Here is a 13078-nt window from a genome sequence, read left to right on the forward strand (position 1 = left end):
TAAAGGATTTTAAGCATGAAAAAAACCTGCAGCAAAAACTGCAGGTTGCCTTTAAAACAAAATCACTTCTGTTTAAAGGCGATGGGAGAGGAGAAACCGGATGAAGAACTTATGGGGAGTAAGTCTTCTCCGCGGTTGGCAACAACATCGTTCGTTGATGTTGTTATAAATAGTATGACCGCATTTAATTTGCCTTATACTTATAAGAAAAAGATTTGATGTTTGATTACAGGAATACTTGTGATAGGATAAGTAAGGGAAAACGGATAAAGAATTGAGTGAAGAACGTGAGAGTTATAGCCGGAGAATGTAAGGGAAGACCACTTAAAGCAGTACCAGGTACGAACACAAGGCCAACAACTGATAAGATCAAAGAATCCATCTTTAACATGATCGGTCCTTTTTTTGATGGAGGTAAGGGTCTTGATTTATATGGTGGAAGTGGTGGCTTAGGTTTAGAAGCATTAAGCCGAGGCATGGAGCATCTTATTTTCATTGACAAGGATCAAAAAGCGATACATACGATTAAAGAGAATATTAAACAATGCAACTACGAAGACAAAACAGAAGTTTTTCGTAATGATGCAAAAAGAGCATTGAAAGCGCTTCACAAAAGAGAGATGCAATTTGATATGATATTCCTTGATCCTCCTTACGCGAAGCAGATGTTGTTAAAGGATATGGAGGAGATTGATAAACTTGAACTTCTATCTCCAGAAGGAAGTATAGTAACTGAACATGGTACAGATGTAACACTACCTGAGGAGATCGGAAACTTTTATCAGGTCAGACAGGAAACATACGGAAAAACAACTACAATAACGATCTACAAACGCGATTAACATAAAGTATGAGGTGAAAAAAATGCCAACAACTGCAGTCTGTCCTGGTAGCTTTGATCCGGTAACTCGTGGTCATCTGGACATTATTAAACGTGGAGCAACAGTATTTGATGAAGTAATTGTAGTAGTAGCAAATAATCAAAGTAAAGACCCTTTGTTTACAGTTGATGAGAGAATCGTACTCTTAAAGGAAGTTACAAAACAATTTCCCAACGTAAAGGTAGACTCGTTTAACGGCCTTCTGATCGATTATGTAAAGAATATCGGAGCAAATGTTATTCTTAGGGGACTTCGTGCAGTATCAGATTTTGAATACGAGATGAAAATCGCTTCTATAAACAAAAAACTAGATGATGAAGTTGAAACATTCTTTATGATGACAAACAATCAATATTCTTTCCTGAGCTCTAGCATCGTTAAAGAAGCAGCAAAGTATCATGCGAACGTTTCAGATCTTGTTCCTGAAGTTGTAGAAGAAGCATTAAAAGAAAAATACAACAGCCCCCGTTAAGTGCGGAGGCTGTTTTTTTTCATTAGGTTTCTGTTCCATATTAGGATTGAAAGGATTAAGAATCCAAGTGTTACATAATGGCTATGCATGAGTGCGTACATACCGAACTCGCTAATATGGACGGTTTTCTCAGTAAGAAATGCAAATGCTGGAGCAGTAGTACTTTTAACGTGATACAAATAAGGGAATACTAAAAGACAAATGATCGCCGATAAAAATCCATGAAGTATTCTTGCAAAAAAGAATGGTTTGAACTTAATATCAGTGTCTGCAAGGATACTAGCTACTTGTGCTTGTACGGAAAAACCGCTAAAAGCTAATATAAAACTCACGATCACGGCTTGTTGTAAGATGGACGATTGAGCGAGACTCGTTAAGTTACTGCCTAACGTGATCTCAAAGATTCCTTTAATAAGAGGAAGACTTAATTGTTCAGATAGCGAAAGCGCGATAAAAAAATAATTTATCAAGCTTGAAAGCAGTTCTGCTACGTGAAGAAGATCCATCATCTTACTTAGTACAGAGAAGAGAATAATGAACCCACCGATCATAAGAAGTGTTTTTGTAGATTGCTGCACGGCATCTCCAAGAAGCTGCCCGATGGGGCGATTGTCTGCTAATCTAGCTTCATGCATGTGTTTAAACGCGTTGGTTAGTCCTTTTCCTCTATAGCGTATTTCCTTTTCAACAGGTTCTTTTTTCCAACCATGAAACCTCATGATCAGCCCAACGAAAAAATTGCCCAAATAGTGACTTACTGCGAGAACGATGCCAAGAGCTGCGTTATGAAAAAAACCCACTGCAATTGCGCTGAACATGAACAAAGGGTTCGAACAATTCGTAAAAGATACGAGGCGTTCAGCTTCTAGGGTCGTGATCTGCTTTTGGTGCCATAATCGTGCTGTTAGCTTTGCCCCAGCAGGGAATCCTGAAGAAATACCCATCGCCCAAACGAAACCTCCTGCACCAGGCACACGGAAAAGCGGTCTCATAAGAGGCTCGAATAATACACCTATCAGATGTACGACACCAAACCCCATTAATACCTCTGATAGTATAAAAAAGGGCATCAAGGACGGGAAAACAACGTCCCACCACATCTTCAGCCCGTTGACGGATGCCATGTAAGTTTCTTTTGGGTATATGATTATGGATATTGCTATGATAATAGCAGATGCTGACAATAGAAGCGTTTTGAAGTAGGCTTTGTTCATAAGGGGAGTGCTCCTCTCGCAAAATTACACTATACTTACTTGTCCTCATCCTTATTTATACGTATAGCCTTACTCTTTAGACCATATGTTAAAAAAAGACGGTGCTTCTAAAAGGAGGAGCAAAGGATGAAAGAACCGAAAATCGGACTTGCTCTAGGATCTGGTGGTGCTAGAGGATTTGCTCATCTTGGTGTTGTTAAAGCAATAAGAGATGCTGGGATTCCTATAGACATGGTAGCAGGGAGCAGCATGGGAGCTTTGGTCGGTGCGATGGTAAGTATGGGTCACAGCGATGAAAATCTTTACCGTATGGCAACGCTCTTTAAGCGTAAATATTATATGGATTACACCGTACCTAAGATGGGGTTTATTACAGGGAAGAAAATCAAAGAACTCGTAAGGCTCCTCACAAAACAAAAACATATTGAACAAACGGAAATTCCGTTAGCGATCGTGGCGACTGATCTACTGCTAGGAGAAAAAGTAGTTTTTAGAACCGGTCCTATTGCAGATGCAGTTCGTGCGAGCATCTCGATTCCTGGCATTTTAGTCCCTGAAAAAATAGACGGAAAACTTTTAGTGGACGGTGGAGTCATCGATCGTGTACCTGTTTCTGTGGCAAGAGAGATGGGAGCAGACCTAGTAATCGCAGTAGATATCTCTCATTTCAAAGCCGAACTTCAGGTTTCATCCATTTTTGATGTTATCATCCAAAGCATTGATATCATGCAGCGTGAAATGGTGCGCTGGCACGAGATTTCAGCAGATATTATGATTCGTCCAATGGTTGAGCAGTTCAGTTCTACAGCATTTAAGGATGTAAATGATATAATCGCTATAGGAGAAGAAGCAGGAAGAAAACAGATACCAAAAATCTTAGAGAAGATCAACAACTGGAAGGAGTCTATGCATGACCACTGAAAAAACAACGAAACGAAGAAACTTTTTCTCGCAAAATAAATTCATCATTCTTTTTTTGCTGGTGTTTGCTTTTATAGCATTCTATCCACTTCCTTACTACATTACATCTCCCGGGGATGCCAGAGTATTAGATCCCATCATTAGCGTAGAGGGAGGAGACGACGATAAGGGAGTGTTCATGCTGACAACGGTTTCGGTAGGTACAGCAAACATTCCGCAATACATATGGGCAAAACTGAGTGATTATCGTGAAGTCATCCCTGCTGATCAGATCCGAGGAGAAGATGAGACGGATGAAGAATACAACCAAAGACAGCTTCAGATGATGGAAGATTCACAGCATGCTGCTACGATAGTAGCTTACCAAGAGGCAGGAAAGAAAGTAGACATTGAATACCATGGTGTTTATGTTACGGGAATCATATCGGGAATGCCGGCAGAAAAGAAATTAAAAGTTGGAGATAAGATTATTGCTGTTGACCGTAATCCTGTTATGGAAACAAAGAAACTACTTGATACACTTGCTCCTAAGAACGCAGGAGATGCAGTAGACTTAACTATTTTACGTGGCGATAAAAAATTGAATGTGAATTTAAATATTGAAGAGTTTCCAAAGAAATATATTCAAGATCAAGGACCAAAAGCGGGTCTTGGCATCACTTCTCCTATAGCAGATGTATCCATCGTAACGGATCCGAAAGTGAAGATTGATACCTCACAGATCGGAGGGCCATCAGCTGGGTTGATGTTCACGTTAGAAATTATGGATCAATTAACACCAGATGATCTTACACATGGAAAGAAGATTGCAGGAACCGGTACGATGGACCTTCAAAAGAATGTAGGACCAATCGGCGGTATACAGCAAAAGATTGTTGCAGCTGATGAAGCAGGTGCCGAAATTTTCTTTGCACCTGTTGATGGAGATAACTATAGTGATGCGGTGAAGGCTCAAAAAGATATAGGCTCCAAAATGAAGATCGTACCGGTTAAAACGCTGAACGATGCACTGGATTATCTGAAAAAATTGTAGAGAAAAAGGATGCAGAAGCCACAAGTAGCTTCTGCATCCTTTTTTAGCTCGTCGGAGTGGCTGTTAAGCACGCTCCGACGAGCGCCATATCAAAAATACGAGCGCCATCGAATATAACCGCATCGCTACATCAATTCACCATTATTGGCGGGGTGTTGAATTCTTCTTTTTCAGCTCGCAAAAGATCCCGAGCTGCGCCTTGGGCATAAACTAAAGAAGTTCTTGCTTCCATTCTCAATCCAGCAAAATCATGCTTAGACACAGTAGTAACAAGAGGCAGGTCTAACGTTTTTTTAACAGTACTTAAATAATCTCTGCCATTACCAGTCATCCCTAATACGCGAATGTATGAAGGAGGTGAGTCTAAAATGGCTAACATCTCTTCTTTTTTAGCCTTATTTAAAACGTGTAAACACGCGCGTTGCAGCCTTGTCCATGTATATCGTTTTGTCTTTAAGTGTTTCATAAAAGTTTCAAATGAGTCAGATTTCTTCATCGCTTCGATCATCCTATATTCTAAACCCTCTTCAACCTCGTAATAACGGTTTATTTCATGGGGACTTGTAGATAATAGTTGATAACGAAGAAAAGGAAAAAAGCGTTCCCAGTTCATAAGAGTACCTTTTTCAGCTTGTTCTTCAGCTAAAATCTCAAGTGTGTAATGAGGCATATACGCTGCAGATTGTTCTACATCACCTTTAAAAATAGCTTCTCTAATAGCAGTTGCACTAGCAATATTACCTTTGCCCAGCATGACATCATGGTAATCAGCATTTTTCCTTTTAATCGTAACAGGTCGAATATGAGAACCTAACTCACGGCTAGCTCTTACATATTCAAAACCTAATATATTATTTGGTTTACTGAGATCGAGCGCCAACGGAACATCAAGTGATTCGTATGCTCGTGATGCAGCTGAGGGATATGATAGACCTTTGCTCATAAATGACCGAACAAGATCCTGGTAGGTTTCCTTTTGAGCGTTCACCGAGTCATGAGTCTTATTAAAAAGTTCAGTTTCCCCAGATTCGCTTCCAAAACAAAAAGACTCTGCACCAAGAGATTGAAGCAAAAATATGCTTCCAAAAGCAAAACGAGGCGCATGGCTAGTGGCATAGGAATATGGAAGTTCAATAACAAGGTCGGCACCACCTAATAGCGCCATCTTAGTCCTTTTCCATTTTGACAAAAGAGCAGGTTCTCCTCGTTGAAGGAAATTACCGCTCATCACAGCGATAATACAATCAGCACCTGTAGCTTTTTTCGTTTCTTGTAAATGATAATAATGTCCATTGTGAAACGGATTATATTCTACAACAACACCAGTTGCTTTCAACTGTTCCACTTCCTTTTAAACGTTCGATTATACTTGTTTACATTGTACTAAAAAGAGTTTAGAATCAAAAGTATCAGTGTAAAGATAAAATATTGACATTTTATTTGATGACCGATATAATTACTACTGTTGCCTTGAGGTGATAAAGACATGAAATGGTCACTACAAGAAATTAAAAATTTTTACCGTAAACCGTTAACGTTTGAACAAAATGTTGATGCGAGCGGAGTGATGGAAAAAGACCCGGAGATCAGAAGCGTTGATCCTGTTCACATAGAAGGACATGCAGATGTAACTCAGCAAAAAGCCACTTTTTACTTAAACATAAAAGGAAAAATGGTGTTGCCATGTGCCAACACTTTGGTAGATGTGGAATTTCCATTCTCGGTAAAAACGACGGAAATTTTTATTTTCGATCCGAACTATACGGAATACGAAGATGAAGAGAGCCTTCACAAAGTCGAAGGACATTACGTTGACCTTCTCCCTGTCATCGAAGAGCATATTTTGCTTGAAAAACCGTTGAAAATTACGGCTGCTGATGTGACAGACAGTCCTGCTCCTAAAGAAGGTAAAGGATGGAAGAGGGTTACGGATGAGGACATGAAAAACCGGATTGATCCGCGTTTGGAAGGTCTGGCTAAATTTTTTGACGAAGACAAAAAGTGAAAGAATAGGTTATAATGATTCTTTCTAGAACCTTTAAGGAGGTGGATACAAATGGCAGTACCTTTTCGCAGAACTTCTCAAACTCGCCAAGCGAAGCGTCGTACACACTACAAGCTTTCCATGCCTGGTATGGTAAAGTGTCCACAGTGCGGAGAATACAAGTTATCTCACCGCGTTTGCCGTGAGTGTGGATCTTACAAAGGAAAAGAAGTAGTTAGCAAGTAATGAAAAACAGGAAGCTATAGGCTTCCTGTTTTTTCATATACATAAATAAAGCGTTTTCTTTTGTATCGGAGGTGTTGATAGTGAACGAGCAACCTGTATTATGGGAAAAAAAGAATGGAATAGGGTGGATCACATTGAATCGTCCATCAGTGCGTAATGCGATCAACTACGATGTGATGAAACACTTATCCACTCTATTGAACACAGCAAAAAAGGACGAAGGAGTAAAAGTTCTCATCATAACGGGAGCAGGTTCAAAAGCGTTTTGTTCAGGAGGAGACCTTAGTGCTTTCCATTCATTAAAGACTGAAGAAGAAGCATATGGGATGTTATCCAAAATGGGTAACATTCTTCATGAGCTATTCTTTTTCCCAAAACCTACTGTCGCTCTTCTAAATGGATCAGCAGTTGGAGGCGGATGTGAGATAGCATCAGCATGCGATATAAGGCTTGCTCGAGCAGAAGCGAAGGTAGGGTTTATCCAAGGTCGTCTAGGCATTACAACGGGCTGGGGCGGGGGGACTTACCTCTTAGAAAGAATCAACATGGTAAGAGCGATGGACCTCTTATACAGCTCTACTCCTGTTACAGCTAAGCAAGGCATGGATTATGGATTTATCCAATATGTTATTAAAGGAAACAGTTTGAAAGAAACAGAACGCTATGTAAGTCGTTTTACTTCTCAACCTCTTGGTGTCATTGAATCTTATAAAGCTCTTCAGCTTGAAAGATTTGATGTAGGAAAAATAAAGCTGAGCGTACAGAATGAGATCGAACGTTGTGCAAAGTTATGGGCTTCAGACGAACACCATAAAAGAGTAGATGCCTTCTTGAAAAAATAAGTTTTCCTCATTTTAGTAGAATAAAAAGTCTATCTTATCTAGCACTAGCATATTCTTATTACAAACCACTAAAATGGGGGGATCTTAATGACAAATTTGCGCCAGGATGCCTGGACAAAAGAGGAAGATGCTATTCTTGCTGAAGTAACACTGCGGCATATTCGAGAGGGAAGTACACAGCTGGTTGCATTTGAAGAGGTAGGAGAGAAACTAACGAGAACACCTGCTGCTTGTGGTTTCCGGTGGAACTCGCTCATCCGTAAACAATATGATAAAGCGATAACTGAGGCTAAAAAAGTACGTAAAGAGCGAAATAAACGTAAAGTTAAACAGTTTGCTTCAACCATTGAAAACCATAAAGAAGAATTACTTCATAGGGAACATCCAAATGCTTTGAAAAATGATACGTCTCTATCTTTGAATGACATCATATTATTTTTACAGCAGCTACAAGCTGAAACGCCAGGTTCTAAAAATTTAGAAGCAGAAAACAAAGCTTTGCTCTTGAAACTTCAGAATCTCAAAAAAGAAAACGGAAATTTAAAAAGTAAACTTAGTAAAGTAAATAAAGAATATGAAACCGTATACCGTGATTATAAAGATGTATTGCAGATCATGGATAGGGCAAGGAAGTTAGTAGAAGTTCCTGTGAGAAATTAAAAAAAAGATGGCAGATGCCATCTTTTTTATTTTTTATGCGAGACGTTGTTCACTTACGCCTGTTGGATACCATACATAAGGATTCTGACCACGATCACGTTCTTGATTATAAGTTACAGCTTCAAAGCCCATCTTCTCCCAAAAACCGCCAGATTGTTGTCTGCCATTCGTTTTGATCGGAAGGTGGAACGTTTTAGCGAACTCTACTAGTGCTTTTCCTAGACCTTTTGTCTGATGGTGAGGCAATACTTCTAGTTTCCAAAGTTCTAAATAATCTTGTGGAGGATCAAAATATTGATCATAAGCAGCTTCAATCTGATACAAGCTCATGCGTGCTACTAGTTTATCACCATAATAAATGCCATAGAACGGAGACTCACTGTCGTTTTCAATCATATTTTCTTGAAGATCCTCAAGCATTGACAATTCTTGTACACCATATTCTTTGAACTGCTTAAATTCTTCAAGTGTTTTATAGTTAACTAATAATTTTTTTACTTCATACTTTAACATATGTTCTCCCCCTGTCTTTCTGTACTTTTCTCTATAGTTATAGTATATACTAATTATGCAAAAAATTCTTTAAAAATAAAATATTCGTTTAGTTTACGCTTACAAAAAAGGATTTTTGGTTTTTATGTCGAAAAAGGTAATGTTGACAACAGGAAGGAGGATGAACATGAAAAAAATATTAATCGCTAATCGTGGTGAGATTGCACTGCGAATTATTCAAACGTGTAAGGAAATGGACATTCAAACGGTTGCAGTATATTCTGAAGCAGACAAAGACCTCCCTTTTGTAAAAGCTGCGGATGAGGCGGTACATATTGGTGAACCTCCGGTAGCAAAATCTTATCTGCAGAGTGAAGTGATCTTAGAAGTCGCTCTCAAACATAAGGTAGATGCTATCCATCCAGGTTATGGATTATTATCTGAGAATGATGAGTTTGCCAAAAAGATAGAGAAAGCTGGAATAACTTTTATAGGTCCCGCCCCTCAAACCATTGAGTGGATGGGTGATAAGATCATGGCAAGAAAAACGATGCAGCAAGCAGGTGTTCCGATCGTACCGGGAACGATCGAACCTATCGAAGATGTTGAAGAAGGTGTAAAACTTGCCGAGCAGATCGGTTATCCAGTAATGCTTAAAGCAAGCAGCGGCGGTGGCGGAATCGGCATGGTGAAATGTGATAACAATGAAGATCTGCGTAAACATTTTGTATCATCACAACAACGCGCTAAGAATTACTTTGGCTCTGGCAGAATGTTTATCGAGAAATGCATCGAGAATGCTAGACATATTGAAGTTCAAATCATGGGTGATACACATGGAAATATCGTTCATCTATTTGAAAGAGATTGCAGCGTTCAGAGAAGGAATCAAAAAGTTGTCGAAGAATCACCATCACCATTCTTAACAGAGAGCCTTCGTTCTAAAATTACTGATTCGGCTGTTAAAGCAGCAGAAGCAGTAAACTATGTGAATGCGGGAACCGTTGAATTTGTCGTAAGCGAAAACGGAGATTTCTATTTTCTAGAGATGAACACACGGCTTCAAGTTGAGCATCCTGTTACAGAGAGCATTACAGGGCTTGATCTAGTAAGATGGCAGATTCAAGTAGCTAGAGGTGAAAAGCTTCCATTGACTCAAGAGGAAATCATGAGTAAAGGTCATGCGATAGAGTTTAGACTATATGCAGAAGATCCAATCACTTTCTTCCCGTCACCAGGTAAGATTGAGAAACTAGTATGGCCAGGCTCTGAGAATGTAAGGATCGATTCAGGTTATGGTAGTGGCAATGCTGTTACACCTTTTTATGATCCAATGATCGCGAAAATAATTGTAAGCGATTCCAATCGTGAAGCATGCATTAAGAGTGCGGTTGAATTTTTTGATGCACTAGAGATAGATGGATTAAAAACAAACACGCCACTCTTTCAAATGATCTTGAAAGAAGAGGATTTTATAAAAGGTGATTATACCACTAGCTATTTAAGTAAGAGAAAAGTTTCAAAACCATAATTAGAAAGAGGAGAGAGAGAAATGAAAGAAATTGCAGCATCTATGGCAGGCACAGTTTGGCAAGTATTGGTGAGTGAAGGTGACGAGGTAGCAGCAGGACAAACTGTTATTATCTTAGAATCTATGAAAATGGAAATACCCGTTGACGCTGTTGATGCGGGAACAGTAGAAAATATTAAGTTTGCATCTGGAGATTTTGTGAATGAGGGCGACGTACTCGTTACACTTAAATAAAATTAGCATGCAGACAATCTGAACGAGCGCTCACTCTCTTGAAGGAGGTATATCATGGTAGCAAAATTAGAAAATCAATTAAAAGAAAAGATCGATCAAATAGAAGCTGGTGGTGCACAAAAATATCATGAGAAGAACAGTTCTCAAAATAAGATGTTCGTACGCGACCGGTTAAGACTTCTTTTTGATGATGGTGAATACAGCGTTGAAGATGCTAAGTTTGCAAATAATCAAGCAGGTGATCTGCCAGCAGATGGAGTTGTAACTGCAATAGGTAAAGTTGGCGGGAAGACGGTCTGTGTAATGGCTAACGATTCTACTGTCAAAGCGGGTTCTTGGGGAGCTAGAACAGTGGAAAAGATCATTCGCATACAGGAGACCGCACAAAAGTTAAAAGTTCCGATGCTTTATCTTGTTGATTCGGCTGGTGCTAGAATTACCGATCAGATAGATATGTTTCCTAACCGCCGGGGAGCGGGCAAGATTTTTTACAATCAAGTAAAACTGTCTGGGATGATTCCACAAGTTTGTATTCTATTTGGTCCTTCAGCAGCAGGTGGAGCATATATACCAGCTTTTTGTGACATCGTAATCATGGTCGATCAAAATGCATCCATGTACTTAGGAAGTCCACGAATGGCTGAGAAAGTAATCGGTGAAAAAGTGACGCTTGAAGAAATGGGCGGAGCAAGGATGCACTGCTCTGTTAGTGGATGCGGCGACGTTTTGGCAGCAGATGAAACGGAAGCTATTGAAGAAGCTAAAAGGTACCTATCTTATTTCCCGAGTAACTATAAATTAAAAGCTCCGGTTGTTGATTCTAGTGCTCCTAAAGCGGGAAGAGAATTAGAAGCGATCGTTCCAGAAAATCAAAACGTTCCGTTTGATATGTATGAATTTATTGATGGACTCATCGATGAGGGTAGTTTTTTTGAGATGAAAAAATTATTCGCACAAGAGATCGTGACTGGATTTGGGCGTATTGATGGAAAACCGGTCGGGATTATCGCGAATCAGCCTAAAGTAAAAGGCGGCGTACTTTTTGTTGATTCTGCAGACAAGGCAGCGCGCTTTATAACACTTTGTGATGCATTCTCGATCCCTTTGCTTTTCTTATCTGATGTTCCAGGCTTTATGATCGGAACGAAAGTAGAGAGAGCTGGAATTATACGTCATGGTGCTAAGTTGATAGCTGCGATGAGTGATGTCACTGTACCGAAAATTTCAGTGATCGTCCGAAAAGCGTATGGTGCTGGTCTATATGCAATGGCGGGTCCGGCATTTGAACCTGATTGTTGTATTGCATTGCCAACGGCTCAGATTGCGGTTATGGGACCAGAAGCAGCAGTGAACGCTGTATATTCTAACAAGATTAATGAGATTGAAGATGTAAAAGAGCGTATTCAATTTGTTCAGCAAAAACAACAAGAATATAAAGAGCATATTGATATTTATAAGCTTGCGTCTGAGATGATCATTGATGATATTGTTTCGCCTTCAGCTCTGCGATCTGAACTTGCAAACCGTTTTGCATTTTATGAAAACAAAGAAATGGTATTCAGTGAACGAAAGCATCCTGTCTATCCGGTTTAAAAAATGAACCTCCCAAATTTGGGAGGTTTTTTTAGGTTGATTTAAGAATATGATAATATCGAGTAAGTTGAGGTGATTATTATTATGAGAATAAGTGTCATTGGCGGAGGGGCCATCGGGTTATTAGTTTCCTATTTTTTAAAAGAGAACGGGCATGAACCTGTAATATATACAAGAAGCTCTGAACAAGCAAAGGAACTCAGAATGTCTGGACTCACATACAGAGATATAGAAGGTTACGATACAACTGTAAAGGTCGATGCGAAGCCATTTTCACAATATTTTGGTGAAGAATCATCGTGTATCATTGCCGTTAAACAAACGGCGATGAATGAATTACACGGATTGATTACATACAGTAAAGTTTCCTATCTCTTTTTACAAAATGGAATCAGTCATCTATCTTTCTTGAAAAGCATGCCACAAAAACAAATAAGTATTGGTGTTGTTGAGCACGGTGCGATCAAGGAAGGTTATACGACCGTTCATCATCTTGGAGAAGGCAGGATAAAAGTTTCCTCGTATAGAGGGGATTCTGGACAGACATGGAGCGGATTACTTCATTCCAGTCGTTTTCCAATTGCATTAGAAAAACAGTGGGAGCCCATAGTTTATGAAAAACTAATTATGAATGCATCAATCAATCCGCTTACAGCGTTGTTAAGAATAACAAATGGAGAACTTTTAACGAACCCACATGCACATTCAATGATGAAAGAGCTTTTTGAAGAAGCTGTTTCCGTATTGAATATGACAGGACGGCGCGAAGTGTTATGGAAGGAATTGTTAGTCCTATGCAGAAATACTTCATTAAACCACTCTTCCATGTTAAAGAGTGTAGAGAGTGGTAAGCAAACTGAAATTGAGAGTATTACGGGTGAGGTTATTAAGAGAGGAAACGAATTGAAGATTCAAACCCCTTATTCTCGTTTTGCTTATGAAGCGATCAGTGCATTGGATAGGAGAGGATGAATG

At 39.4% G+C, this 13078-nt stretch carries 15 protein-coding genes; 12 read left to right on the forward strand and 3 right to left on the reverse strand.

All coding sequences use genetic code 11. The features are described from left to right. Nucleotides 1-287: 287 nt before the first annotated feature. Both rsmD and coaD read left to right on the forward strand, forming a co-directional pair. Nucleotides 288-842 (forward strand): 16S rRNA (guanine(966)-N(2))-methyltransferase RsmD, encoded by a 555-nt coding sequence (rsmD, locus tag ACNJYY_RS08875; RefSeq protein ID WP_416731830.1) that lies wholly within the window; start codon nucleotides 288-290, stop codon nucleotides 840-842. Nucleotides 843-864: 22 nt separating this feature from the next. Beyond that, nucleotides 865-1353, forward strand: coding sequence for a pantetheine-phosphate adenylyltransferase (gene coaD / locus ACNJYY_RS08880; RefSeq protein WP_066393400.1), 489 nt, complete (start codon nucleotides 865-867; stop codon nucleotides 1351-1353). On the opposite strand, the gene ylbJ is transcribed toward coaD, so the two are convergent. Next, nucleotides 1350-2567: a sporulation integral membrane protein YlbJ gene (gene ylbJ / locus ACNJYY_RS08885; protein WP_416731431.1), complete on the reverse strand. Its 1218-nt coding sequence runs from the start codon at nucleotides 2565-2567 to the stop codon at nucleotides 1350-1352. The genes coaD and ylbJ overlap by 4 nt on opposite strands. 126 nt (nucleotides 2568-2693) lie before the next feature. Here ylbJ and ACNJYY_RS08890 point away from each other — a divergent pair, with 126 nt between their 5' ends. Both ACNJYY_RS08890 and ACNJYY_RS08895 read left to right on the forward strand, forming a co-directional pair. Beyond that, the gene (locus ACNJYY_RS08890) at nucleotides 2694-3488 is read left to right on the forward strand and encodes a patatin-like phospholipase family protein (RefSeq protein ID WP_416731432.1); all 795 of its coding nucleotides are present in this window, start codon (nucleotides 2694-2696) and stop codon (nucleotides 3486-3488) included. Continuing rightward, nucleotides 3478-4521 (forward strand): SepM family pheromone-processing serine protease, encoded by a 1044-nt coding sequence (locus ACNJYY_RS08895; RefSeq protein WP_416731433.1) that lies wholly within the window; start codon nucleotides 3478-3480, stop codon nucleotides 4519-4521. The genes ACNJYY_RS08890 and ACNJYY_RS08895 overlap by 11 nt, the downstream gene beginning before the upstream one ends. A 130-nt stretch (nucleotides 4522-4651) precedes the next feature. On the opposite strand, the gene ACNJYY_RS08900 is transcribed toward ACNJYY_RS08895, so the two are convergent. Next, the gene (locus ACNJYY_RS08900) at nucleotides 4652-5857 is read right to left on the reverse strand and encodes a nucleotidyltransferase (RefSeq protein ID WP_416731434.1); all 1206 of its coding nucleotides are present in this window, start codon (nucleotides 5855-5857) and stop codon (nucleotides 4652-4654) included. A 150-nt stretch (nucleotides 5858-6007) separates the two neighbouring features. On the opposite strand from ACNJYY_RS08900, the gene ACNJYY_RS08905 reads away from it, so the two are divergent. The 4 genes from ACNJYY_RS08905 (at nucleotide 6008) to ACNJYY_RS08920 (ending at nucleotide 8253) form a co-directional block, all read left to right on the forward strand. Further along, the gene (locus ACNJYY_RS08905) at nucleotides 6008-6526 is read left to right on the forward strand and encodes a YceD family protein (protein ID WP_144700956.1); all 519 of its coding nucleotides are present in this window, start codon (nucleotides 6008-6010) and stop codon (nucleotides 6524-6526) included. A 51-nt stretch (nucleotides 6527-6577) separates the two neighbouring features. After that, nucleotides 6578-6751, forward strand: a complete 174-nt coding sequence (gene rpmF / locus ACNJYY_RS08910) for a 50S ribosomal protein L32 (RefSeq protein ID WP_066240492.1) — start codon at nucleotides 6578-6580, stop codon at nucleotides 6749-6751. 80 nt (nucleotides 6752-6831) lie between these two features. Beyond that, nucleotides 6832-7593 (forward strand): enoyl-CoA hydratase/isomerase family protein, encoded by a 762-nt coding sequence (locus ACNJYY_RS08915; protein ID WP_416731435.1) that lies wholly within the window; start codon nucleotides 6832-6834, stop codon nucleotides 7591-7593. Nucleotides 7594-7680: 87 nt separating this feature from the next. Then, complete coding sequence (locus tag ACNJYY_RS08920) at nucleotides 7681-8253, forward strand: RsfA family transcriptional regulator (RefSeq protein ID WP_416731436.1); 573 nt, start codon at nucleotides 7681-7683, stop codon at nucleotides 8251-8253. A 33-nt stretch (nucleotides 8254-8286) separates the two neighbouring features. On the opposite strand, the gene ACNJYY_RS08925 is transcribed toward ACNJYY_RS08920, so the two are convergent. After that, nucleotides 8287-8766 (reverse strand): N-acetyltransferase, encoded by a 480-nt coding sequence (locus ACNJYY_RS08925; RefSeq protein WP_416731437.1) that lies wholly within the window; start codon nucleotides 8764-8766, stop codon nucleotides 8287-8289. A 166-nt stretch (nucleotides 8767-8932) separates the two neighbouring features. Between ACNJYY_RS08925 and ACNJYY_RS08930 the strand changes: the two genes are divergently transcribed. From ACNJYY_RS08930 to ACNJYY_RS08945, 4 genes are all read left to right on the forward strand, one after another. Beyond that, nucleotides 8933-10276, forward strand: coding sequence for an acetyl-CoA carboxylase biotin carboxylase subunit (locus tag ACNJYY_RS08930; protein WP_416731438.1), 1344 nt, complete (start codon nucleotides 8933-8935; stop codon nucleotides 10274-10276). A 21-nt stretch (nucleotides 10277-10297) separates the two neighbouring features. Beyond that, nucleotides 10298-10510: an acetyl-CoA carboxylase biotin carboxyl carrier protein subunit gene (locus ACNJYY_RS08935; protein ID WP_416731439.1), complete on the forward strand. Its 213-nt coding sequence runs from the start codon at nucleotides 10298-10300 to the stop codon at nucleotides 10508-10510. Between the two features lie 54 nt (nucleotides 10511-10564). Continuing rightward, nucleotides 10565-12103: an acyl-CoA carboxylase subunit beta gene (locus tag ACNJYY_RS08940; RefSeq protein WP_416731440.1), complete on the forward strand. Its 1539-nt coding sequence runs from the start codon at nucleotides 10565-10567 to the stop codon at nucleotides 12101-12103. A gap of 84 nt (nucleotides 12104-12187) precedes the next feature. Further along, nucleotides 12188-13075 (forward strand): ketopantoate reductase family protein, encoded by an 888-nt coding sequence (locus ACNJYY_RS08945; RefSeq protein WP_416731441.1) that lies wholly within the window; start codon nucleotides 12188-12190, stop codon nucleotides 13073-13075. Nucleotides 13076-13078 lie beyond the last annotated feature (3 nt).

The sequence above is a fragment of the Fictibacillus tiangongensis genome (genome assembly GCF_048083785.1).
In the GTDB taxonomy this organism is placed as follows: Bacteria; Bacillota; Bacilli; order Bacillales; family Fictibacillaceae; genus Fictibacillus.

What these genes read in the sequence shown, in the direction of transcription:
- ACNJYY_RS08895 (WP_416731433.1), top strand. Translation starts at nt 3,478, where the DNA reads ATGACCACTGAAAAAACAACGAAACGAAGAAACTTTTTCTCGCAAAAT.
- coaD (WP_066393400.1), top strand. Translation starts at nt 865, where the DNA reads ATGCCAACAACTGCAGTCTGTCCTGGTAGCTTTGATCCGGTAACTCGT.
- ACNJYY_RS08905 (WP_144700956.1), top strand. Translation starts at nt 6,008, where the DNA reads ATGAAATGGTCACTACAAGAAATTAAAAATTTTTACCGTAAACCGTTA.
- ACNJYY_RS08935 (WP_416731439.1), top strand. Translation starts at nt 10,298, where the DNA reads ATGAAAGAAATTGCAGCATCTATGGCAGGCACAGTTTGGCAAGTATTG.
- ACNJYY_RS08890 (WP_416731432.1), top strand. Translation starts at nt 2,694, where the DNA reads ATGAAAGAACCGAAAATCGGACTTGCTCTAGGATCTGGTGGTGCTAGA.
- ACNJYY_RS08945 (WP_416731441.1), top strand. Translation starts at nt 12,188, where the DNA reads ATGAGAATAAGTGTCATTGGCGGAGGGGCCATCGGGTTATTAGTTTCC.
- ylbJ (WP_416731431.1), bottom strand. Translation starts at nt 2,567, where the DNA reads ATGAACAAAGCCTACTTCAAAACGCTTCTATTGTCAGCATCTGCTATT.
- ACNJYY_RS08920 (WP_416731436.1), top strand. Translation starts at nt 7,681, where the DNA reads ATGACAAATTTGCGCCAGGATGCCTGGACAAAAGAGGAAGATGCTATT.
- ACNJYY_RS08930 (WP_416731438.1), top strand. Translation starts at nt 8,933, where the DNA reads ATGAAAAAAATATTAATCGCTAATCGTGGTGAGATTGCACTGCGAATT.
- ACNJYY_RS08940 (WP_416731440.1), top strand. Translation starts at nt 10,565, where the DNA reads ATGGTAGCAAAATTAGAAAATCAATTAAAAGAAAAGATCGATCAAATA.
- ACNJYY_RS08925 (WP_416731437.1), bottom strand. Translation starts at nt 8,766, where the DNA reads ATGTTAAAGTATGAAGTAAAAAAATTATTAGTTAACTATAAAACACTT.
- rpmF (WP_066240492.1), top strand. Translation starts at nt 6,578, where the DNA reads ATGGCAGTACCTTTTCGCAGAACTTCTCAAACTCGCCAAGCGAAGCGT.